The following is a 20,228-nucleotide window of genomic DNA, read 5'->3' on the forward strand; positions in this document are numbered from 1 at the left end:
ATGATCAGACATCTTCGTCGTCTCGGCTACCCACTACGCCAGAAAAGATCTGCTTCCTTGCTCGGAAGGTCAAGCCAGAGCCACCAGATCGGCAAATTCATCGCTCCAGATGTCTTCCACACCATCTGGCAGCAAAATCACACGTTCCGGCTGAAGCGCCTGTACCGCCCCCTCATCGTGGGTCACCAGGACGATGGCTCCGGCGAAGGTGTTGATGGCTCCCAGGATCTCCTCGCGGCTGGCCGGGTCGAGGTTGTTGGTGGGCTCGTCGAGCAGCAGCACGTTGGCCCGCGAGACCACCAGGGTGGCCAGTGCCAGCCGTGTCTTCTCGCCGCCGGAGAGCACGCCGGCGGGCTTGTCCACGTCGTCGCCGACGAACAGGAAGGAGCCCAGGACCTTGCGCGCCTCGACCTCCGGCAGGTCCGGCGCGGCGGACTTCATGTTCTCCAGCACGGTGCGGTCGTGGTCGAGCGTCTCGTGCTCCTGGGCGTAGTAGCCCAGACGCAGGCCGTGGCCCGCGATGACCTCGCCCGTGTCGGCCTTCTCGACGCCGCCCAGCAGCCGCAGCAGGGTCGTCTTCCCCGCTCCGTTCAGTCCAAGCACGACCACCCGGCTGCCCCGGTCGATCGCGAGGTCGACATCTGTGAAGATTTCCAAAGATCCGTACGATTTAGACAAACCCTCCGCGAGCAGGGGGGTTTTGCCACAGGGCGCCGGTTCCGGGAAGCGGAGTTTGGCAACCCGGTCGGCCCGCCGCTCGCCCTCCACGCCCGACATCAGCTTGTCCGCCCGCTTGAGCATCTGCTGAGCGGCCTTGGCCTTGGTGGCCTTGGCCCGCATCTTGTCGGCCTGCGCGGTCAGCTGGCCCGCCTGCCGCTGGGCGTTGGCGAACTCCCGCTTGCGGCGCTTCTCGTCGGTCTCGCGGGTGGCCAGGTACTTCTTCCAGCCGACGTTGTACATGTCGACGACGCAGCGGTTGGCGTCCAGGTGGAAGACCCGGTTGACCACGGCCTCCAGCAGGCCCACGTCGTGGCTGATGATCACCAGGCCGCCCTGGTGGGTCTTCAGGAAGTCGCGCAGCCAGACGATCGAGTCGGCGTCCAGGTGGTTGGTCGGCTCGTCCAGCAGCAGGTTGTCGGCGCCCGAGAAGAGGATCCTGGCCAGCTCCACCCGCCGGCGCTGGCCGCCGGACAGGGTGTGCAGCGGCTGGCCCATCACCCGGTCGGGCAGGCCGAGGCTGGAGGCGATCGCGGCCGCCTCGGACTCGGCCGAGTAGCCGCCCAGCACGTGCAGCCGGTCCTCGGCCCTGCCGTAGCGCCGCACCGCCTTGTCGCGGGCCGCGCCCGTCTGGGTGGACATCGCGTGCTCGGCCGCGCGCAGCTGGCGGAACACCTCGTCCAGGCCGCGGGCCGCCAGGATCCGGTCGCGGGCCAGTACCTCCAGGTCGCCGCTGCGCGGGTCCTGCGGCAGGTAGCCCAGGGTGCCCGAACGGATCACCTCCCCGCCCGCGGGCAGGCTCTCGCCCGCCAGGACCTTGGTGAGGGTGGTCTTGCCGGCGCCGTTGCGGCCGACCAGGCCCACCCGGTCGCCGGGATTGACGCGGAAGGTGGCTTTCTCGATGAGGAGCCGGGAACCGGCGCGCAGCTCGAGGTCATTGGCGATGATCACAGTGGTGGGTTCTCCCCCGGGGACACGGAAAGCTCCGCTCGACGCCCTTGGCGGAGGCACGGGAGCACCGGCCAGTCTACGGGGCCCGGCTTCCCCCTCGCGAACGGATTTCGCCGGGTTCAGCGGGACATGCCGCGAATCAGGTCGGAGACGCGCACGATACCCAGGCAGCGGCCGATCTCGTCGGTCACCACGAGGTCGTCGTAGACCCGCTCCTCGTCCCGGCCCGCCGCGCGCAGGGCGGCGATCGCCGGGACGCTCCGCGGCACCAGCCGCGGCTCGTCGGCGAGCCTGGCGGCGGGCTTGCGGGCGTGCAGGGCGTGGCCGTAGGCGCCGGAGAAGGCCAGCAGGAACCGGGCGCGGTCCACGGTGTGGCGGGGGCGCTGCCGCTCGTCGACCAGCACGATGCTGGACGGGCTCCGCTCGGTGGACAGCACCTCCAGCACCTGGGCGGCGCTGACGTCGTCCGGCATGGTCACCGCCGGCAGGACGTACTCCGACACCCGGGGGCCCAGGTCGGCGGACGCGTCGGGCCGCGGCGGGCCGCCGGCCGGGACGAGCGCCTTGACCGGCCGGCCGGGCCGCCAGTCCGGCGGGGTCAGCAGCGGGCCCTGGGCCAGCCGCACGCCCAGCGAGTGCAGCCGCAGGAGCTGCTCCTCGTTCTCCACCCCGGGTGCCAGCACGTGGGTGCCGAGCCGCCGGGCGACGGTGACGAGCGCCTCGACCAGGGACGCCTTGCGGCCGCCCGAGGCCGCGTGGCGGGCCAGGTCGGCGTCCAGGCGCACCAGGTAGGGCGTGCCCTCGACCAGGACGTCCAGCGGCGCGTGGGTGGTGCCCAGGCCGCCGAAGCCCACCAGGTAGCCGGCGTGGCGCAGGTCGGACACCCCGGCGCTCACCGAGCCGCGCAGGGCCGGGGCGAACCCGCCGGTGATGCACACGATCACCTCCTGCGGGCGCCTCCCGGCCTCGTGCAGCCCCTGGTGGAGCCGGTTGAGCACGCCCCTGCCGAGGGCGATCGTCTCGGCGCGCACGGTGATCTTCAAGGGGAGGCGGGTGGACTGGCCGGCCAGCGCCCTGGCCCCCTCCACCGCGCGGCGGACGTCCTCGGCGGCGGGATCGGCCGGGCCGGGGCCGTCCGGTGACGGGCCCACCCTGGTCTCGACGGCGACGACGGAGCCCGAGCCGAGGTCGACCACGGGCTGAAAGAGCGCGTTCTCGGCGACTCCCACCGGAGGCCGGGTGTCAAGCACTGCCACGGGAGTCATGATGCCGCCCCAGACCCGGAAAAACAGGGCGGCAAAAGGACGTTCATCAAGAATTCGCCGACTCGGCGCGAACCGCCCGCACGGCGGACGGGCGGGGGCGGATCGCCGCCCCCGCTCTCACATGTCGCTGGTGACGAAGATCGACACCAGGTAGGTGAGCGCCGCCAGCCCGGCCAGCCAGGGCAGCGGGCCCAGCGGCTGCTCGCGCAGCGCCTGCACCACGATGGCCGCCACCAGGCCGGCCACCAGCACGTCGCCGGTCATCGCGGCCGAGCGCAGGTGGCTGCGCCCGTTGCGGCCCCGCCCGAACGCCTCGCTGATCACCAGCGCCGACTCGTCCCTGCGGTAGGCCAGCTGCAGCCCGTAGGCCACCAGCACCAGCCCGGCGACGACGCCGGCGGCCATCGCCTCCCGCGAGTACAGCAGCGCCGCGATCCCGACACCCGCGAGCATCGCGAATCCCGGCACCAGCCACCCTTGACGTCCACGTCGTTCCGGAGCAAGCCACATGGTCCTCATCCTCCCGCAGATCGGCCTCCGATGCGGATCTTTCCCCTCCGCCGCGGCGCCGTGTCGGAAGGCCGGCGCCCCGTCCGCGGCGCGGCGTCCTCCCCAGGAGTGAGCCCAAGCTCCGTCCACAGGCCGGTGCGGCCCACGCGGTCCAGTGGTTAAGGTGCTGACGTGGCGCAGTTTCGAATGAACGGCCCCCGCATGCTGGCGGTCGACCTGATGGGCGAGACGATTCGCGCCCTCAACGGGTCGATGGTCGCCTACGAGGGGCAGATGCAGTTCAAACGCCAGGGCATGACCGGCGGCGAGGGGCTCATGGGCGCGGTGCGCCGCAGGGTCGCGGGCGAGTCGGTCACCCTGATGGAGATCACCGGCCAGGGCACCGTCTACCTGGCGCACGAGGCGACCGAGGTCAACCTCGTGCCGCTGCAGGGCGACACCCTGCTGGTGGAGTCCGAGAGCCTGCTGGCCCTGGACGGCCAACTGCGCACCGGCGTGCAGTTCACCGGGCTGCGCGGCGTGACCACCGGGCAGGGCCTGGCCACCACCAAGGTCGAGGGGCACGGCACCGTCGCGATCCTCTCCGACGGGCCGGCGATCGCCCTGGAGGTGGTGCAGGGGCAGCCGCTGAGCGTCGACCCGCAGGCCTACGTCGCCCACCGCGGCCAGCTCCAGCAGGACTTCGTCACCGACGTCAACTGGCGCACGATGCTGGGCCAGGGCTCGGGCGAGAGCTTCCAGCTCAGGTTCAGCGGACACGGTCTGGTCTACATCCAGCCCGCCGAACGCGGCGATGGTCTGGGGGCGGAGGTCTGATGCCCGGGTACAGCCCCGTGAACTCCAAGCTGCTCCAGGTGCCGGTCGGGCCGGGGCAGGAGGTCTACAGCAAACGCGGCGCGATGCTCGCCTACACCGGCGCGGTGCGCTTCGCCCCCACGACGACCGCGGGCGCCGGGATCGGCGGCGCGGTACGCCAGCGGATGGCCGGCGAGAGCACCCCGCTGATGCACGTCACCGGCCAGGGCAGCGTGATGTTCGGCCACCACGGCCTGCACGTCGAGGTCGTCGACCTGCAGGGCGACACCCTGTACGTCGAGGCCGACCGGCTGCTGGTCTACGACGCCTCGCTGCAGAGCGGCACCATGTTCCTGGGCGAGCAGGGCGGCCTGTCGGGGGTGGTCCGCGGCCAGATGACCGGCCAGGGTCTGTTCACCACCACGCTCACCGGGCACGGCTCCTGCGCGCTGCTCTCGCACGGCGGGGTCGTGCAGCTGCCCGTCCAGCCGGGCCGGGCGGTCTACGTCGACCCGCAGGCCTACGTCGCCCACCGCGGGCAGATCCAGAACAAGCTGCACACCGCGCTGGGCCTGCGCGACCTCATCGGACGCGGCTCCGGCGAGGGGTTCCAGCTGGAGCTGACCGGCCAGGGCGTGGTGTACGTCCAGGCCAGCGAGAGGAAATTGTAGAAGATGGGTTACCCGCCGCAGCCTCCGTACGGCCAGCCCGGCTACCCGCAGCAGCCCGGTCATCCCCAGCAGGGCGGATACCCCCAGCAGGGCTACCCGCAGCAGCCCGGCTATCCCCCGCAGGGCGGCTACCCCCCGCAGGGCGGATACCCGCCCCCGCCGGGAGCCCCCGGCGGTTACGGCGCGCCGCCACCGCCCCCGCCGGCGCCGGTGGCCACGTTCAACGCCGCGACGCTGCCGGACGACGACAACGTCAACCCCTACGCCTTCTCGGTGAACCTCAACGGGCAGTGGTTCATCCAGAAGGGCAAGATGATCGCCTACTACGGGCAGATCAAGTTCGAGGCGCTGTCGGCCGGGCCGCTGGACGCGCTGGTGGCCGGGCACTTCCACTCCCCGCTGTACGCCCAGGACTGGGTGGTGGCCCAGGGCCAGGGCAAGCTGCTGCTGGGCGACCGCGGCTTCGACCTGAACTCCTTCGACCTGGAGGACGGCAACCTCACCATCCGGGCGAACAACCTCCTGGCGTTCGACCCCCGGCTGACGCTGAAGCAGTCGATCATCCCCGGCTTCCTCACGCTGCTGGGCACCGGCAAGTTCATCGCCTCCTCCAACGGCCCCGTGCACTTCGTGGAGCCGCCGCTGCGCGTCGACCCCCAGTCGCTGCTCGGCTGGGCGGACCTGCCCTCGCCCTGCCACCACTACGACCACTCCTACATGCGGGGCGTGCTGGGCATGGCCCGCGGCATGTTCGGCATCGGCGGGACCTCCGGCGAGGAGCACCAGTTCGAGTTCTCCGGCCAGGGCACCGTGCTCATGCAGTCCTCCGAGCAGGTCAGGGAGAGCCCGGCCATGCTCCGGGAGCTGGAGGCCCAGGTCGGCATGCTCGGCGTGGGCGGCCTGCAGCGGCTCAACCAGGTGATCGGCCAGCGGCTCTCCGCCGAGCAGGGCGGCGGCCGCTCCTCGGGGCGGTCGGGCCTGATGGACCTGCTGGACTGACCTCGGGCAGCTGATTTTGCCGAAAAGTTGACGTTTGGGCGGTCCTTCCCGAGCATCGGACTGTGCATCCGTGACTCGGGAAGGACCCCGCCATGCGCACCCGCCCGGCCCATGACGTCATCGCCCTGCTCGCCCGGTGCGCGGTGGGCGTCGTCTTCCTCGTGCACGGCTGGCAGAAGGTGGAGGACGGCGTCAACACCACCGCCGCGTCCTTCGACGCCATGGGCGTGCCCCTGGCCAAGGCCGCCGCCGTCTACGCCACCTTCGTGGAGCTCCTGGGCGGCGCCGCCCTCATCGCCGGGCTGGGCCTCCCCCTCGTCGGCACCCTGCTCTTCCTGGACATGGCGGGCGCCTTCGCCTTCGTCCACTACGGCCGGAACCTGACCGGCCCCGAGGGCTCCGAGCTGGTGCTCGTCCTGGCGGCGGCCTCCCTTCTCTTCGCGGCGGGCGCGGGCGGGCGGCTCACCGTCGACCACGCCCTGTCCGTCCACCGGCGCCGCACCGCCGAACTCGCCGAGGACTTCCCCCTCCCGCCCGACACCGACGAGACCCCGGGCGGCGGCCCGCACCCCGGACCGGCCGCCCCGCCCGCCGTCTCCCCCGCCGAGAGCACCGCCGCCGGCGGGAAAACCGCCGCCGTGCCCGCGGCCTCCCCCGCCGGGAGCGCTTCCGGCGGCGACACCGTCCCCGAGCTCCCCCTTCCCGCTCCCGGCGACGTCATGGTCGCGGGCCAGGCCTCCGGCGACGTCCCGGTCGCCCGAAGCCGGAGGAAGAAGCCGAGCTGACGGCCTCCCCCGCCGTGCGGCGGGTTCCGGGAGCGGCCGGACCCGTGCCCGGACCCGTGCGGGGTGCGGTGGATCAGGTGAAGGAGGCGAAGTAGGAGGCCGCCATGTCCTCGGCGCCGTGCCCTTCGGCGGCGGCCTTGCGGAAGCGTTCGGCGCCCGCGGCGGCGAGAGGGAGGCTGATGCCCGCCTCCCGGGCGGCGGACAGGATCAGTTCGGTGTCCTTCTCGGCGGTGTCGACCGCGAAGCTGGGGGTGAAGTCGCGCGAGCGGATCGCCGCGGCCTTCAGATGGAGGTAGCCGGCGTCCAGGCTTCCGCCCGAGACGGCGTCCAGGAAGTCGTCGGGGTCGACGTCGAGCGCCTCGGCCAGCGAGATGGTCTCGGCGACCCCGTGGTTGAGCAGGAGCACCCAGTTGTTGATCACCAGTTTGAGGCGGGTCGCGCGGCCCGGCTCGGTGCCCACCCAGAGCGTCCTGTGGCCGATCGCCCGGAAGACCGGATCCAGCGGGGTCCGCGCCTGCTCCGGCCCGGCGGCCAGGACGACGAGCTCGCCGCGCTCGGCCGGCCGGCGGGTGCCCAGGACGGGGGCGTCCACGTAGACGGCGCCGTTCTCCCGTGCGAAGTCCGCCAGGACGGGGGCGTCCTCGATCGCCGCCGTGGACGACTGCACCCACAGCGCGCCGGGACGCAGCTCCGGCGCGGCCTCCCGCATGACCGCCAGCGCCGTCTTGCCGTCGAACAGCGCGGTCTGCACCACCTCGGCGCCCGCGACCGCCCCGGCCGGGGTGTCCATGACCACCGCGCCGTCCCCGGCCAGCGGCGCCGCCTTCTCCCGCGTCCGGTTCCAGACCCGGACGCGGTGCCCCGCGCGTGCCAGATTGCGCGCCATGGCCGCGCCCATGATCCCGGTGCCCAGTACGGCGACTTCCACGTCCCCCACCCCCTTCCTGGCACTTTCCCGTGATCTCGTCATGTGACACGAAAGTCCCGAGCGGTTACGCTGGTTCCCGAAGTGCCCTTCTGGGGATAGGTGTGCCGGGAAGTCTGGTCGGCGATGTCCTTGTCGTTCGCCGTTGTGCCACCAGAGCCTTGGAGCCTCCATGCGCCTCCCCTTCACCAGGTCCGCCACGCCCTCCGCCAAGGAGCCGCAGAACGGCGGGAACGGCAGCAGCCGGGTGGGGGATCTGGGCGACTTCCTGCGGGAGGAGACCACCGGCGGCAGGCTGCTGCTCGCCGCGACGCTCGTGGCCCTGCTGTGGGCCAACCTCGCGCCCGGCACCTACGAGCGGCTCTGGGGCCTGGAGCTCGGCCCCGACTGGGCGCACCTGCACCTGTCGCTCTCCCACTGGGTCGCCGACGGGCTGCTGGCCGTCTTCTTCTTCGTGGCGGGCATGGAGGTCAAGCGCGAGCTGACCGTGGGCGAGCTGGCGGGCTGGCGGGCCGCCGCGCTCCCGCTGCTGGCGGCCGCCGGAGGCATGCTGGTGCCCGCGCTGGTCGCACTGGGCGTCTCCCGGGGCGCGGCCGCCGAGGGCGGGGCGTGGGCCATCCCGGTGGCCACCGACATCGCCTTCGCGCTGGGGGTGCTGGCCCTGGCGGGCTCCGCGCTGCCCAGCGGGGTGCGCGTCCTGCTGCTGTCCATGGCCGTGATCGACGACCTGGGCGCGATCGCGCTCATCGCCCTCCTGTTCACCCAGGGGTTCAGCCTGCTGTGGTTCCTGGGCGGGATCGCCCTGTGCGGCCTGTACTGGCTGGCCCACCGCCGCCGGTGGACGTCCCCGGCGCTGATGATCCCGCTGGCGGTGGCGGCGTGGGTCTGCATCCACGCCAGCGGCGTGCACGCCACCGTCACCGGCATCCTGCTGGGCCTGCTCACCCCGGTGGTCGCCCGCGCCGGCGAGAAGGAGTCCCCCGCCGAGCGGCTGGAGCACCGGCTGCACCCGGTCTCGGCCGGGTTCATCGTGCCGCTGTTCGCCCTGGCCGCCGCCGGGATCGGCCTGGGCTCGCTCGGCGACACCGTCCGCGACCCGGTCGCCCAGGGCGTCTTCTTCGGCCTGCTGGTCGGCAAGGTGGTCGGGGTGTTCGGCGGCGCCTGGCTGGCCGTGCGGCTGCGGCTGGGCGAGCTGCCCGGCGGCATCGGCTGGGCCGACGTGCTGCCGGTGGCGGTCCTGGCCGGTATCGGGTACACCGTCTCCCTGCTGGTCTCCCAGCTGACCAACGACGACCCGGACGCGGTGGCCCGCTCCTCCACCGCGGTGCTGGCCGCCTCGCTCCTGGCCTCGCTGCTGGCCCTGGTCCTGCTGAGGCTCCGGTCCCGCGCCCATCACGAGGGCTCCTCCTCCTGATCCGGAACGTCGGTGATTGTTGATACCTTCGTCGCCGACAGTTCGAAGGGGGAGACCGTGACACCGGTGCCGACCAGGACCGACGGGCCGGATTGACGATGCCGGTCCTCAGACATCCGGCGCAGATCATCGTGGGCGGGTTCGCGTTCGCGATCCTCGTCGGAACGCTCCTTCTCCTGCTGCCGGTCTCCACCACCGACGAGGCGGCGGCCACCCCGCTGACCGCGCTGTTCACCGCCACCTCGGCGATCTGCGTGACCGGCCTGATCCTGGTGGACACCGAGACCCACTGGTCCACGTTCGGCGAGATCGTGCTCATGGCGCTGGTCCAGGTGGGCGGGCTCGGCATCATGACACTGGCCACCCTGTTCGCGCTGCTGGTCTCCGGCCGGGTGGGGCTGCGCGCCCGGCTGCTCGCCCAGGCCGAGACCAAGACGCTGTCGGCCTCGGACGTGCGGCGCGTGGTGCGCAATGTGGTGATCTTCAGCCTGGTGTCGGAGGCCCTGCTCACCGCGGTCCTGACACTGCGCTTCATGCTCGGCTACGGCGAGGGCTTCGGCCGCGCCCTCTACCTGGGCGCCTTCCACGCGGTCTCGGCGTTCAACAACGCCGGATTCGCCCTGTGGCCCGACAGCCTCGTGCGGTTCGCCGCCGACGTCTGGATCTTCCTGCCGATCGCGCTCGCCGTGGTGATCGGCGGGCTCGGCTTCCCCGTGGTGTTCGAGCTGGCGCGCTCCTGGCGGCGGCCGAGCCGCTGGTCGGTGCTGACCAGGATCACCCTGGGGGTGACGGTCACACTGCTGGTGCTGGGCACCGCGACTTTCACGATCTTCGAGTGGAACAACCCCGGCACGTTCGGCGCCCTGCCTCAGTCCCAGCGGGTGGCGGCGGGCTTCTTCACCGCCGTCATGCCGCGCTCGGGCGGGTTCAACCTCATCGCCATCGAGGAGATGCGCTCGGAGAGCTGGCTGGTCACCGACATCCTCATGTTCATCGGCGGCGGCAGCGCCGGCACCGCCGGCGGGATCAAGGTCACCACCTTCGGGCTGCTGGCCTTCGTCATCTGGGCCGAGCTGCGCGGCGAGGACCAGGTCAACGTCGGCCACCGCAGGGTGCCCGGCTCGGTGCAGCGCCAGGCGCTGACGATCGCGCTGCTGGGCGTCGGGCTGGTGGCCGCGGGCACCTTCGCGCTGCTGTCGATCTCCCGGCTGACCCTCGACCAGGCCGTCTTCGAGGTGATCTCGGCGTTCGGCACCGTCGGGCTGTCCCTGGGCGCCACCACCTCGGTGCCCACCTCGGGGCAGGCCATACTCGTGGCGCTGATGTTCATCGGCAGGGTCGGGCCCGTCATGCTCTTTTCCGCACTGGCCATGCGGGAACGTACCCGTCATTACGAACTACCCGAGGAGCGACCGATCGTTGGCTGACAGAGACAACCTCCCCGTGGTGATCATCGGTCTCGGCCGGTTCGGCAGCTCGCTGGCACTGGAGCTGACCCGGCTGGGCACCGAGGTGCTGGCGATCGACCACCGGCCCAAGATCGTGCAGTCGCTGGCGGGCGAGATCACCCAGATCGTCACCGCCGACGCCACCGACCTGCAGGCCCTGCACCAGCTGGGCATCCCCGACTTCCAGCGCGCCATCGTGGCCATCGGCAGCGACATCGAGGCCAGCATCCTCACCACCTCCCTGCTGGTGGAGGTGGGCGTGGAGAACATCTGGGCCAAGGCCATCAGCCGCCAGCACGGCCGCATCCTGGAGCGCATCGGCGCCACCCACGTGGTCCTGCCCGAGCACGACATGGGCGAGCGCGTCGCCCACCTGGTCAGCGGCCGGATGCTCGACTACGTGCAGATCGACCCGGACTTCGTGCTGGTCAAGACCCACCCGCCCCGGGAGCTCGTCGGCGTCCCCCTCGCCGAGACCCGCCTGCGCCGCAAGCACGGCGTCACCATCGTCTGCGTCAAGAGCAAGGGCGAGGACTACACCTACGCCACCCCCGACACCGTCCTGCAGTACGGCGACATCATCCTCGTCGTGGGCCCCACCGCCAAGGTCGAGCGCTTCACGGCCCTGTGAACCCCGCAGCGGGCCCCGCACGGTCCGCCCCTTCCCCTGGGGGACAGGTCCCTCGCGGGTCGGCCCGCCCGGCCGGACACCGCGCCACCGCGGCCCGTCCAGGCCGGGGATGAAAGACCGTCCGCCGAGACACACGCGAAAGGCAGGACCCCGGCCCCTCGTAGAGGGGCCGGGGTCCTGTGACGCGGGATCCGTCAGACGTTGAAGCCGAGGGCGCGGAGCTGCTCGCGGCCGTCTTCGGTGATCTTGTCGGGGCCCCACGGCGGCAGCCAGACCCAGTTGATCTTCAGCTCGTCGACGAGGTCGGCGGTCGCGCTCTGCGCCTGGTCCTCGATCACGTCGGTCAGCGGGCAGGCGGCGCTGGTGAGCGTCATGTCGACGGTCAGCAGCCGGTGGCCGTCCTGCTCGGCGAGGTTGACGCCGTAGACCAGGCCGAGGTCGACGACGTTGATGCCCAGCTCGGGGTCGACGACGTCGCGCAGGGCCTCGAGGATCTGCTCCTCCTCGTCGGAGCCGCCGGTCAGCGCGTCGAGGACCGCCTCCTCCGCCGTCTCGGCGGGGGTCTCCGCCTTGATCTCGCTCATGATGTCCTCTCCAGGGTCCGGGCGGTGGCGTCCTTCCAGGCCATCCAGCCGAGCAGGGCGCACTTGACGCGGGCGGGGTACTTGGAGACTCCGGCGAACGCGACCGCGTCCTCCAGGACCTCCTCGTCGGGCTCGAGCTCGCCCCGCGACTGCATGAGCGCGAGGAACTCCTCGCTCAGGCGCATCGCGTCCTTGACGGAGCGGCCGATGATCAGTTCGGTCATGACCGAGACGCTGGCCTGGCTGATCGAGCAGCCCTGGCCCTCGTACGACACGTCCGCGATCGTGGAGTCCTCACCGGCGCCGCCGGCGTTCTCCAGATGCACCCGCAGGGTGATCTCGTCACCGCAGGTCGGGTTCACGTGGTGCACCTCGGCCTCGTACGGCTCCCGCAGCCCGCGGTGCTGCGGGTTGCGGTAGTGGTCCAGGATGATCTCCTGGTACATCGATTCCAGCTGCACTTGTCTAGACCGTCCCGAAGAACTTCTGTGCCTTGCGGATGCCCTCGACGAGGGCGTCCACCTCACTCAGGGTGTTGTACACGTAGAACGACGCCCGGGTGGTCGCGGGTATTCCGTACCGGCGGCACAGCGGCCAGGCGCAGTGGTGGCCGACCCGCACCGCGATGCCCTGGTCGTCCAGGACCTGGCCCACGTCGTGCGGGTGGATGTCCTGGACCACGAAGGAGACCGTGGCGCCGCGGGCGGCGGTGTCGGCCGGGCCGATGAGCCGCAGGCCCGGCATCGAGCCGATCTGCTCCAGGGCGTAGGCGGCGAGCTCGTGCTCGTGCTCGGCAACCTTGTCCATGCCCAGGCCGGTCAGGTAGTCGCAGGCCGCGGCCAGGCCGACCGCCTGCGCCGTCACCGGCACCCCCGCCTCGAACCGCTGCGGCGGCGCGGCGTACGTCGAGTGGTCCAGCTGCACGATCTCGATCATCGATCCGCCGGTGATGAACGGCGGCATCGACTCCAGCAGCTCGCGGCGGCCCCACAGGACGCCGATGCCCAGCGGGCCCAGCATCTTGTGGCCGGAGAAGACCAGGAAGTCCGCGCCCAGCTCGGCCACGTCCACCGGCAGGTGCGGCACCGACTGCGCCCCGTCCACCAGGACGAAGGCGCCGAAGCGGTGCGCCCGCTCGGCGATCTCCCGGACCGGGTTGACCGTGCCCAGCACGTTGGACTGCTGGGTGAGCGCCACCAGCCTGGTGCGCTCGCCGACCAGCTCGTCCAGGTTCGACAGGTCGAGCCTGCCGTCCTCGGTCAGCCCGAACCAGCGCAGCGTCGCGCCGGTGCGCCGGCACAGCTCCTGCCACGGCACGAGGTTGGCGTGGTGCTCCATCTCGGTGACCACGATCTCGTCGCCGGGGCCCACCCGGAAGCGCTCGGCCTCCGGCCCGAAGGTCGCGGCGTTGCTCAGCGAGTAGGCCACCAGGTTGATCGCCTCGGTCGCGTTCTTGGTGAACACGATCTCGCCCGCCGGGGCGCCGATGAAGCGGCCGACGGTGGCGCGGGCCGCCTCGAAGGCGTCCGTGGCCTCCTCGGCCAGCAGGTGCGCGCCCCGGTGGACGGCGGCGTTGTGCCGCTCGTAGAAGGCGCGCTCGGCGTCCAGGACCTGGCGCGGCTTCTGCGAGGTCGCGCCGGAGTCCAGGTACACCAGCGGGTGACCGTTCCGGACCGTGCGGCCCAGGATCGGGAAGTCCTTCCTGATCTCCTCCGACAGCAGGGCCATGGCTCAGACGCCTGCCTTCGTGTACTTCTCGTAGCCCTCGGCCTCGAGCTCGTCGGCCAGCTCGGGACCGCCCGCCGCGACGATGTGGCCGTCGGCGAAGACGTGCACGAAGTCCGGCTTCACGTACCGCAGGATGCGGGTGTAGTGGGTGATGAGCAGGACGCCGGTCTCACCGGCGGCGCTGAAGCGGTTGACGCCCTCGGAGACGACCTTGAGCGCGTCGACGTCCAGGCCGGAGTCGGTCTCGTCCAGCACCGCGATCTTCGGCTGGAGCATCTCCAGCTGGAGGATCTCGTGGCGCTTCTTCTCACCGCCGGAGAAGCCCTCGTTGACGCTGCGCTGCGCGAACGCCGGGTCCATCTGCAGCTCGGCCATGCGCTCCTTGAGCTCCTTGGAGAACAGCCGGAGCTTGGGCGCCTCGCCCCGCACCGCGGTGACGGCGGTGCGCATGAAGTTGGACACCGAGACCCCGGGGACCTCCACGGGGTACTGCATCGCCAGGAACAGCCCGGCGCGCGCCCGCTCGTCCACCTCCATCGCCAGGACGTCCTCGCCGTCCAGGGTGACGGAGCCGGACGTCACGGTGTACTTCGGGTGGCCCGCGATGGCGTAGGCCAGGGTGGACTTGCCGGATCCGTTCGGGCCCATGATGGCGTGGGTCTCCCCCGCCTTCACCGTCAGGTTGACGCCCTTGAGGATCTCCTTGTCGGCGACCGTCACGTGCAGGTCGCGGATCTCCAGCGTGGCCATGTTCAGGACTCCCCATATTCGGACGGCTCGTCGAGGTTCACATAGACCCCGCCGTCCTCGATCTTCACTCGGTAGGTGGGCACCGCCTGCGTCGCGGGCGGGCCGGTGGGCTTGCCGGTGCGCAGGTCGAAGCAGGACCCGTGCAGCCAGCACTCCAGTGTGCCGTTGTAGACCTCGCCCTCGGACAGGGCGACGGCGGCGTGCGAGCACAGGTCGTTCATCGCGTAGACCTCGCCGCCGGACCTGACCACCACGACGGGCGTGCCGTCGATGTCGGCGGCCAGCGGCGCCTCGTCGGGCAGCTCGGCCAGCGGGCAGACCTTCACGAAGCTCATTTGGCGAGCTCCACGTCGATCGCCGCCTCCACCCGCTCGCGCACCTCTTCGACCTCGATCTGCTGCACCAGCTGGCCCAGGAAGCCGCGCACGACCATGCGCTTGGCCTCCGCGGCCGGGATGCCGCGGGCCTGCAGGTAGAACAGCTGCTGGTCGTCGAGCCGTCCCGAGGCCGAGGCGTGGCCGGCCCCGGCGACCTCGCCGGTGAGGATCTCCAGGTTCGGCACGGAGTCGACCCGGGTGCCGTCGGTCAGCACCAGGTTGCGGTTGAGCTCGTAGGTGTCGGTGCCCTCGGCCTCGGCGCGGATGACGACGTCGCCGATCCAGACCGTGTGGGCCTCCTCGCCCTGCAGCGCGCCCCGGTAGTCCACCCGGGAGCGGCAGTTCGGCACCGAGTGGTCGGCCAGCAGGCGGTGCTCCAGGTGCTGCCCGGCGTCCACGAAGTACACGCCGTACAGCTCGGCGTCGCCGCCCTGCCCGTGGTAGGAGACCGACGGGCGGATGCGCACCAGGTCGCCGCCCAGGGTGACGTTGAAGCCCCGGAAGCTCGCGTCCTTGGCCAGGTGGGCGTGCTGGTGCGAGACGTGCACCGTGTCGTCGCGCCACTCCTGCAGCGAGAGCACCTTCAGCGAGGCCTGCTCGCCGATGACGAACTCCACGTTGTCGGCGTAGGTGGCCGAGCCGGTGTGGTCCAGGACCAGGGTGGCCGAGCCGAACGCCTCGACGATCACCGTGAGGTGGCCGTAGGCCGCCTGCTCGGCGCTCTCGCCGCGCAGGCGCACGGTGATCGGCCGCTCCACGGATGCCTCCCGCGGCACGGTGATCACCGTGGCGGTGGTGAAGGAGCTGTAGGCCTGGGCGGAGATCCGGTCGGTCGGGGTGTAGCCGGAGCCGACCCGCGGGTCGCCCCGTCCGACGGACTCCACGCGCACCTCGGGATCGGCGTTGACCTCGACGACCACCTTGCCGTCGCCGACGGCGGTGCCGTCGTGCAGGCCGCGCAGGCGGTTGAGCGGCGTGAAGCGCCACTCCTCCTCGCGGCCGGTCGGCACCGCGAAGTCCGCGACATCGTAGGACGCCTTCTCCGACAGGGTGGAGACAGGCTTGACATCCAGGCCCATCAGCCGACGGCCCCTTCCATCTGCAGTTCGATGAGCCGGTTGAGCTCGAGTGCGTATTCCATCGGCAGCTCCCGCGCGATCGGCTCCACGAACCCGCGGACGATCATCGCCATGGCCTCGTCCTCGGTCATGCCGCGGCTCATGAGGTAGAAGAGCTGGTTCTCCGAGACCTTGGAGACGGTGGCCTCGTGGCCCATCTCCACGTCGTCCTCGCGGACGTCGACGTAGGGGTAGGTGTCGGAGCGGGAGATCTGGTCGACCAGCAGCGCGTCGCACTTGACGGTGGACTTGCTGTGCTCGGCGCCCTCCTGGACCTGGACCAGCCCGCGGTAGGAGGTGCGGCCTCCGCCGCGCGCCACCGACTTGGAGATGATCGAGGAGGAGGTGTGCGGGGCGCAGTGCACCATCTTGGCGCCCGCGTCCTGGTGCTGGCCCTCGCCGGCGAAGGCGATGGACAGGGTCTCGCCCTTGGCGTGCGGGCCCATCAGGTAGATCGCCGGGTACTTCATGGTGACCTTGGAGCCGATGTTGCCGTCGACCCACTCCATGGTGGCGCCCTCGTAGGCCACGGCCCGCTTGGTCACCAGGTTGTAGACGTTGTTCGACCAGTTCTGGATCGTGGTGTAGCGGCAGCGGCCGCCCTTCTTCACGATGATCTCCACGACGGCCGAGTGCAGCGAGTCGGACTTGTAGATCGGCGCGGTACAGCCCTCGACGTAGTGGACGTAGGCGTCCTCGTCCACGATGATCAGGGTGCGCTCGAACTGGCCCATGTTCTCGGTGTTGATCCGGAAGTACGCCTGGAGCGGGATCTCCACGTGCACGCCCTTGGGGACGTAGATGAAGGATCCGCCGGACCACACCGCGGTGTTCAGCGCGGCGAACTTGTTGTCGCCGACGGGGATCACCGAGCCGAAGTACTCCTGGAACAGCTCCGGGTGCTCGCGCAGCCCGGTGTCGGTGTCCAGGAAGATGACGCCCTTCTCCTCGAGGTCCTCACGGATCTTGTGGTAGACGACCTCGGACTCGTACTGGGCCGCGACACCCGCGATCAGCCGCTGCTTCTCGGCCTCGGGGATGCCCAGCCTGTCGTAGGTGTTCTTGATGTCCTCGGGAAGGTCCTCCCAGGACTCCGCCTGCTTCTCGGTGGAGCGGACGAAGTACTTGATGTTGTCGAAGTCGATCTCCGACAGGTCCGACCCCCAGGTGGGCATGGGCTTCTTGCCGAAGAGGCGCAACCCCCTCAACCGGAGGTCGAGCATCCACTCGGGTTCGTTCTTCTTCGCCGAGATGTCGCGGACGACCGCTTCGGAAAGACCGCGCTTGGCCGCGGAGCCCGCGGCGTCAGAGTCGGCCCAGCCGTACTTGTAATTGCCCAGACCCTCAAGTTCGGGATTGGCTGCCGTAGTCATAGGGAGATCCCTCCGGACTCCTCGTCAATTGCCTTGACCGGTGAAACGTGGGTGGTGCAGACGCCGTCGCCATGGGCGATGGTCGCCAGCCGCTGCACCGGGGTGTCGAGCATCCGGGCGAACGCCTCGGTCTCGGCCTCGCACAGCTGCGGGAACCGCGCGGCCACGTGCGCGACCGGGCAGTGATGCTGGCACAGCTGGATGCCGCCCAGGACGCCGGGGCCCTTGCCGGCCGAAGCCGCGTACCCGTCCGCCGACAACGCCTCGGCCAGCGCGTGGACCCGCTCCCGTGGGGGCAGGGCGCGCAGCCGGGGGGCGTACCTGGCCTCGAGGTCGGCCAGCTGGCGCCGCGCGAACTCCGAGACCGCGTGCTGCCCGGCCGTCTCGGCCAGGAAGCTCAGCGCGCTCGCGGCCAGGTCGTCGTAGGCGTGGACGAACGCGTTGCGGCCCTTGTCGGTGATCGCGAAGAGCTTGGCGGGCCTGCCCCGTCCCCGGGACGCCGTCGGCCTCGCCCGGCGGATCTCGATCATGCCCTCCTCGAGCAGCGCGTCGAGGTGCCTGCGCACCGCGGCGGGCGTGAGCCCGAGCCGTTCGCCCAGCGCGGATGCCGTCACCGGCCCGTTCTCGAGGATGAGCCGCGCCACCCGGGCGCGGGTGTCACGCTCGGCCCGGGGCACGCCGGAACCGGCCGCGGCGTCGGCCGCAGGGCCTGCCGCTCCGGGAGGCGTCGACTCGGGCATGTTTTTCACAACATCAGTGTGCCGTAATTCCTTCCGTCAGCACAAACAGATGACGGTAATCCGCCTCACGCAGGCAAGCCTTACCTAATACCCCGGGGAACGATCATGACGGGGCAGGGGGCCGCTCGAATGATCTTCATGGACATGTCGCCCATGAAGACGCGGCGCAGCGGGCCGGTCTCGCTGGAGGAGCAGACCAGCAGCTCGCCCTCGGTCCAGCCCGCCCCGCTCACCGCGTGGGCGGCGTCCCAGCCGGTGGCCACCTCGGTGAGGATCTCCCGTTTGCGCAGCGCGCCCGTGCGCACCGTCTCCCGTACCGCTTCGGCCAGATCGCTCTCGAGCGCCTCGACGAGCCTGTGCAGCTGGTCCTCGGCCAGTGCCGCCGCCTTCCCCCGGGCCGCCGGGCCCACCGCGAAGGTCAGCAGCCGCAGCGGCGCGCCGTGCCGGACCGCGATCAGCGCCGCCGCCTCCACCGCGGCCATCGCTCCGGGGCGGCGCACGTAGGCGGCCGTCACCCGGTCGAACCCGGCGAGCCCCCGGCCCGCGTAGCCCTTGGGCGCGATGAGGACCGGCAGGTGCGAGCCGTGCAGCAGCTGGTCGGCGGTGCTGCCCAGGGAGATGCAGGTGCGCGACCCGCCGGGGGCCGAGCCGATGACGATCGCCGAGGCCCCGGCGCCCTCGGCCAGCCGCGCCAGCCCCTTGCCGCTGGCCCGGTCCTCGCCCGGCGGCAGCGGCTCTGCCGCCAGGCCCCGCGCCTTCGCCAGCGCCACGCCCTCGGCCAGCGCCTCGGCGGCCCGGTCCCGCAGGTACCGCTCCCACTCGGCGTCCACCGAGCCCGGACCGCGGGCGGGCCACGCGGGCGGTCGCACGTGCCCCAGCAGGAGCCGGCCGCCGCCGGCCGCCGCGCTGGCCCCCAGGGCGAGCGCGTCCGCGCCGCGTCGGTCCGGCACGTACCCGACGAGGACCTTCTCACCGGGCATCGGAGACCTCCTTCTCCGGCCGCGCCAGCCTCGAGTGCCTGCGGCTGTAGGCGAAGTAGAACACCAGCCCCACCACGATCCACAGGGCGAACACCAGCCAGGTGACCGGACGCAGCCCGCGCATCACGTACAGGCAGAAGAAGACGCCGAGGACCGGGGTGAGCGGGTAGAGCGGGGCGCGGAAGGAGCGCGGCAGATCGGGCCGGGTGCGGCGCAGCACGATCACGCCCGCGTTGACCAGCGCGAAGGCGAAGAGGGTGCCGATGCTGGTGGCGTCGGTGAGGTGGTCCAGCGGGACGAGCGCGGCCAGCACCGACACGAACACCCCGACCATGACCGTGTTGGCGGCCGGGACCGAGTGCTTCGGGTCCACCCGCTCGAAGATCCGCGGGATCAGGCCGTCCCTGGACATCGCGAACAGGATGCGGGTCTGCCCGTACAGGACGGTCAGCACCACGCTGGTGATCGCCACGACCGCGCCCGCCGACAGCAGCAGCGACGGCCACGTCGCGTCCGTGACCTCCGTCAGGATCGCCGAGAGCGACGCCTCGGTGTCCCCGGTGAGCTCCTGCCAGGGCATCGCGCCGACCGAGGCCAGCGCCACCAGGGCGTACAGCGCGGTGACGATCGCCAGGGACAGCACGATCGCCAGCGGCAGGTCCCGGCGCGGGTTCTTCGCCTCCTCGCCCGCGGTGGAGGCGGCGTCGAAGCCGATGTAGGAGAAGAACACCTGGGCGCCGGCCGCGCTCACCCCCGCGATGCCCAGCGGCACGAACGGCTCCAGGTTGCCCGACCGGAACCCGGTGAAGGCCACCACGCAGAAGAAGAGCAGCAGGACGATCTTGAACAGGACCATGAAGGTGTTGACCCTGGCGCTCTCGGAGGCGCCGCGCAGCAGCACGAGCGTCATGGCCGCCACGACGAGCACCGCCGCGAGGTTGAGCACCCCGCCCTTGTCCGGGGCCTGCGACCAGGCGTGCGGGATGGTGAACCCGAACGCCTTGGCCAGGAAGTCGTTGAGGTACTGCGCCCAGCCGACCGCCACCGCCGAGACCGACACGCCGTACTCCAGCAGCAGGCACCAGCCGCACACCCACGCCACCAGCTCGCCCATCGTGGCGTAGGTGTAGGAGTAGCTCGAGCCCGAGACGGGGATCGTCCCGGCCAGCTCGGCGTAGGACAGGGCGGAGAACAGCGCGGTCACCGCCGACAGCAGGAACGCCAGCACCACCGCCGGGCCCGCCAGCGGGGTCGCCTCCCCCATCACCACGAAGATCCCGGTGCCCAGCGTGGCGCCGACGCTGAAGAAGGTCAGCTGGACCAGGCCCATCGAACGCCGGAGCCGGCCGCCCTCGCCCCCGCCGCCCTCCCGGACGATCGCGTCGACCGGCTTGGTGCGCCAGAGGCTCTGCCAGAACGTCGTCGCCACGCGGATCCCCCGATCCCCCGCAACTCAGGCGAAGCGGG

The 20,228-nt window shown here is 71.4% G+C and carries 21 protein-coding genes; 7 read left to right on the forward strand and 14 right to left on the reverse strand.

The window, feature by feature from the left end; translation table 11 throughout:
• Positions 1-69: 69 nt before the first annotated feature.
• The 3 genes from C2865_RS33770 to C2865_RS33780 form a co-directional block, all read right to left on the reverse strand.
• Positions 70-1,668, reverse strand: coding sequence for an ABC-F family ATP-binding cassette domain-containing protein (locus tag C2865_RS33770; RefSeq protein ID WP_106402698.1), 1,599 nt, complete (start codon positions 1,666-1,668; stop codon positions 70-72).
• A gap of 119 nt (positions 1,669-1,787) precedes the next feature.
• The gene (locus C2865_RS33775; protein WP_198653792.1) at positions 1,788-2,924 is read right to left on the reverse strand and encodes an EAL domain-containing protein; all 1,137 of its coding nucleotides are present in this window, start codon (positions 2,922-2,924) and stop codon (positions 1,788-1,790) included.
• A gap of 126 nt (positions 2,925-3,050) precedes the next feature.
• Positions 3,051-3,401 (reverse strand): ABC transporter permease, encoded by a 351-nt coding sequence (locus tag C2865_RS33780; RefSeq protein WP_232835944.1) that lies wholly within the window; start codon positions 3,399-3,401, stop codon positions 3,051-3,053.
• Between the two features lie 213 nt (positions 3,402-3,614).
• On the opposite strand from C2865_RS33780, the gene C2865_RS33785 reads away from it, so the two are divergent.
• From C2865_RS33785 to C2865_RS40335, 4 genes are all read left to right on the forward strand, one after another.
• Positions 3,615-4,259, forward strand: a complete 645-nt coding sequence (locus C2865_RS33785) for an AIM24 family protein (protein ID WP_232835945.1) — start codon at positions 3,615-3,617, stop codon at positions 4,257-4,259.
• Positions 4,259-4,909, forward strand: a complete 651-nt coding sequence (locus C2865_RS33790) for an AIM24 family protein (RefSeq protein ID WP_106402702.1) — start codon at positions 4,259-4,261, stop codon at positions 4,907-4,909. Before C2865_RS33785 ends, C2865_RS33790 begins: the two co-directional genes overlap by 1 nt.
• Positions 4,910-4,912: 3 nt before the next feature.
• Positions 4,913-5,908 (forward strand): AIM24 family protein, encoded by a 996-nt coding sequence (locus tag C2865_RS33795; RefSeq protein WP_106402703.1) that lies wholly within the window; start codon positions 4,913-4,915, stop codon positions 5,906-5,908.
• A gap of 92 nt (positions 5,909-6,000) precedes the next feature.
• A complete protein-coding gene (locus C2865_RS40335) occupies positions 6,001-6,693 on the forward strand; it encodes a DoxX family protein (RefSeq protein ID WP_198653793.1) in 693 nt (230 codons plus the stop codon).
• A gap of 73 nt (positions 6,694-6,766) precedes the next feature.
• On the opposite strand, the gene C2865_RS33805 is transcribed toward C2865_RS40335, so the two are convergent.
• Positions 6,767-7,621 carry an NAD(P)-dependent oxidoreductase gene (locus C2865_RS33805; RefSeq protein WP_232835946.1) on the reverse strand — a complete coding sequence of 285 codons (855 nt, stop codon included), beginning with the start codon at positions 7,619-7,621 and terminating at the stop codon, positions 6,767-6,769.
• A 169-nt stretch (positions 7,622-7,790) separates the two neighbouring features.
• Between C2865_RS33805 and nhaA the strand changes: the two genes are divergently transcribed.
• The 3 genes from nhaA to C2865_RS33820 all read left to right on the forward strand — a co-directional run bounded on the left by nhaA (position 7,791) and on the right by C2865_RS33820 (position 11,111).
• Positions 7,791-9,032, forward strand: coding sequence for a Na+/H+ antiporter NhaA (gene nhaA / locus C2865_RS33810; RefSeq protein ID WP_106402705.1), 1,242 nt, complete (start codon positions 7,791-7,793; stop codon positions 9,030-9,032).
• 98 nt (positions 9,033-9,130) lie between these two features.
• On the forward strand, positions 9,131-10,459 hold the full coding sequence (locus tag C2865_RS33815; protein ID WP_106402706.1) for a TrkH family potassium uptake protein: 1,329 nt from the start codon (positions 9,131-9,133) through the stop codon (positions 10,457-10,459).
• Positions 10,452-11,111 (forward strand): potassium channel family protein, encoded by a 660-nt coding sequence (locus tag C2865_RS33820; protein WP_198653794.1) that lies wholly within the window; start codon positions 10,452-10,454, stop codon positions 11,109-11,111. Before C2865_RS33815 ends, C2865_RS33820 begins: the two co-directional genes overlap by 8 nt.
• 194 nt (positions 11,112-11,305) lie before the next feature.
• Here the strand turns inward: C2865_RS33820 and C2865_RS33825 are convergent, their stop codons facing one another.
• From C2865_RS33825 to C2865_RS33870, 10 genes are all read right to left on the reverse strand, one after another.
• Complete coding sequence (locus tag C2865_RS33825; RefSeq protein WP_106402708.1) at positions 11,306-11,695, reverse strand: metal-sulfur cluster assembly factor; 390 nt, start codon at positions 11,693-11,695, stop codon at positions 11,306-11,308.
• Positions 11,692-12,156, reverse strand: coding sequence for a Fe-S cluster assembly sulfur transfer protein SufU (gene sufU / locus C2865_RS33830; RefSeq protein WP_106402709.1), 465 nt, complete (start codon positions 12,154-12,156; stop codon positions 11,692-11,694). Before sufU ends, C2865_RS33825 begins: the two co-directional genes overlap by 4 nt.
• Positions 12,157-12,160: 4 nt before the next feature.
• The gene (locus C2865_RS33835) at positions 12,161-13,423 is read right to left on the reverse strand and encodes a cysteine desulfurase (protein ID WP_106402710.1); all 1,263 of its coding nucleotides are present in this window, start codon (positions 13,421-13,423) and stop codon (positions 12,161-12,163) included.
• Between the two features lie 3 nt (positions 13,424-13,426).
• The gene (gene sufC / locus C2865_RS33840; protein ID WP_106402711.1) at positions 13,427-14,173 is read right to left on the reverse strand and encodes a Fe-S cluster assembly ATPase SufC; all 747 of its coding nucleotides are present in this window, start codon (positions 14,171-14,173) and stop codon (positions 13,427-13,429) included.
• Positions 14,174-14,175: 2 nt separating this feature from the next.
• Entirely contained in the window at positions 14,176-14,508 is a 333-nt protein-coding gene (locus C2865_RS33845) for a non-heme iron oxygenase ferredoxin subunit (RefSeq protein WP_106402712.1), read from the reverse strand.
• Positions 14,505-15,629 carry a Fe-S cluster assembly protein SufD gene (gene sufD / locus C2865_RS33850; RefSeq protein WP_106402713.1) on the reverse strand — a complete coding sequence of 375 codons (1,125 nt, stop codon included), beginning with the start codon at positions 15,627-15,629 and terminating at the stop codon, positions 14,505-14,507. The genes C2865_RS33845 and sufD overlap by 4 nt, the downstream gene beginning before the upstream one ends.
• Positions 15,629-17,041 (reverse strand): Fe-S cluster assembly protein SufB, encoded by a 1,413-nt coding sequence (gene sufB, locus C2865_RS33855; protein WP_106402714.1) that lies wholly within the window; start codon positions 17,039-17,041, stop codon positions 15,629-15,631. Before sufB ends, sufD begins: the two co-directional genes overlap by 1 nt.
• Positions 17,038-17,781, reverse strand: coding sequence for a helix-turn-helix transcriptional regulator (locus C2865_RS33860; protein WP_106402715.1), 744 nt, complete (start codon positions 17,779-17,781; stop codon positions 17,038-17,040). The genes sufB and C2865_RS33860 overlap by 4 nt, the downstream gene beginning before the upstream one ends.
• Positions 17,782-17,861: 80 nt before the next feature.
• Positions 17,862-18,761, reverse strand: coding sequence for a universal stress protein (locus C2865_RS33865; RefSeq protein ID WP_106402716.1), 900 nt, complete (start codon positions 18,759-18,761; stop codon positions 17,862-17,864).
• Positions 18,751-20,190 carry an amino acid permease gene (locus C2865_RS33870; protein WP_232835947.1) on the reverse strand — a complete coding sequence of 480 codons (1,440 nt, stop codon included), beginning with the start codon at positions 20,188-20,190 and terminating at the stop codon, positions 18,751-18,753. The genes C2865_RS33865 and C2865_RS33870 overlap by 11 nt, the downstream gene beginning before the upstream one ends.
• Between the last annotated feature and the right edge of the window lie 38 nt (positions 20,191-20,228).

The sequence above is a fragment of the Actinocorallia populi genome (assembly GCF_002995495.1).
Classification (GTDB): Bacteria; Actinomycetota; Actinomycetes; order Streptosporangiales; family Streptosporangiaceae; genus Actinocorallia; species Actinocorallia populi.

What these genes read in the sequence shown, in the direction of transcription:
- C2865_RS33865 (WP_106402716.1), bottom strand. Translation starts at nt 18,761, where the DNA reads ATGCCCGGTGAGAAGGTCCTCGTCGGGTACGTGCCGGACCGACGCGGC.
- sufC (WP_106402711.1), bottom strand. Translation starts at nt 14,173, where the DNA reads ATGGCCACGCTGGAGATCCGCGACCTGCACGTGACGGTCGCCGACAAG.
- C2865_RS33845 (WP_106402712.1), bottom strand. Translation starts at nt 14,508, where the DNA reads ATGAGCTTCGTGAAGGTCTGCCCGCTGGCCGAGCTGCCCGACGAGGCG.
- C2865_RS33860 (WP_106402715.1), bottom strand. Translation starts at nt 17,781, where the DNA reads ATGCCCGAGTCGACGCCTCCCGGAGCGGCAGGCCCTGCGGCCGACGCC.
- C2865_RS40335 (WP_198653793.1), top strand. Translation starts at nt 6,001, where the DNA reads ATGCGCACCCGCCCGGCCCATGACGTCATCGCCCTGCTCGCCCGGTGC.
- sufD (WP_106402713.1), bottom strand. Translation starts at nt 15,629, where the DNA reads ATGGGCCTGGATGTCAAGCCTGTCTCCACCCTGTCGGAGAAGGCGTCC.
- sufB (WP_106402714.1), bottom strand. Translation starts at nt 17,041, where the DNA reads ATGACTACGGCAGCCAATCCCGAACTTGAGGGTCTGGGCAATTACAAG.
- C2865_RS33790 (WP_106402702.1), top strand. Translation starts at nt 4,259, where the DNA reads ATGCCCGGGTACAGCCCCGTGAACTCCAAGCTGCTCCAGGTGCCGGTC.
- C2865_RS33835 (WP_106402710.1), bottom strand. Translation starts at nt 13,423, where the DNA reads ATGGCCCTGCTGTCGGAGGAGATCAGGAAGGACTTCCCGATCCTGGGC.
- C2865_RS33815 (WP_106402706.1), top strand. Translation starts at nt 9,131, where the DNA reads ATGCCGGTCCTCAGACATCCGGCGCAGATCATCGTGGGCGGGTTCGCG.
- nhaA (WP_106402705.1), top strand. Translation starts at nt 7,791, where the DNA reads ATGCGCCTCCCCTTCACCAGGTCCGCCACGCCCTCCGCCAAGGAGCCG.
- C2865_RS33825 (WP_106402708.1), bottom strand. Translation starts at nt 11,695, where the DNA reads ATGAGCGAGATCAAGGCGGAGACCCCCGCCGAGACGGCGGAGGAGGCG.
- C2865_RS33795 (WP_106402703.1), top strand. Translation starts at nt 4,913, where the DNA reads ATGGGTTACCCGCCGCAGCCTCCGTACGGCCAGCCCGGCTACCCGCAG.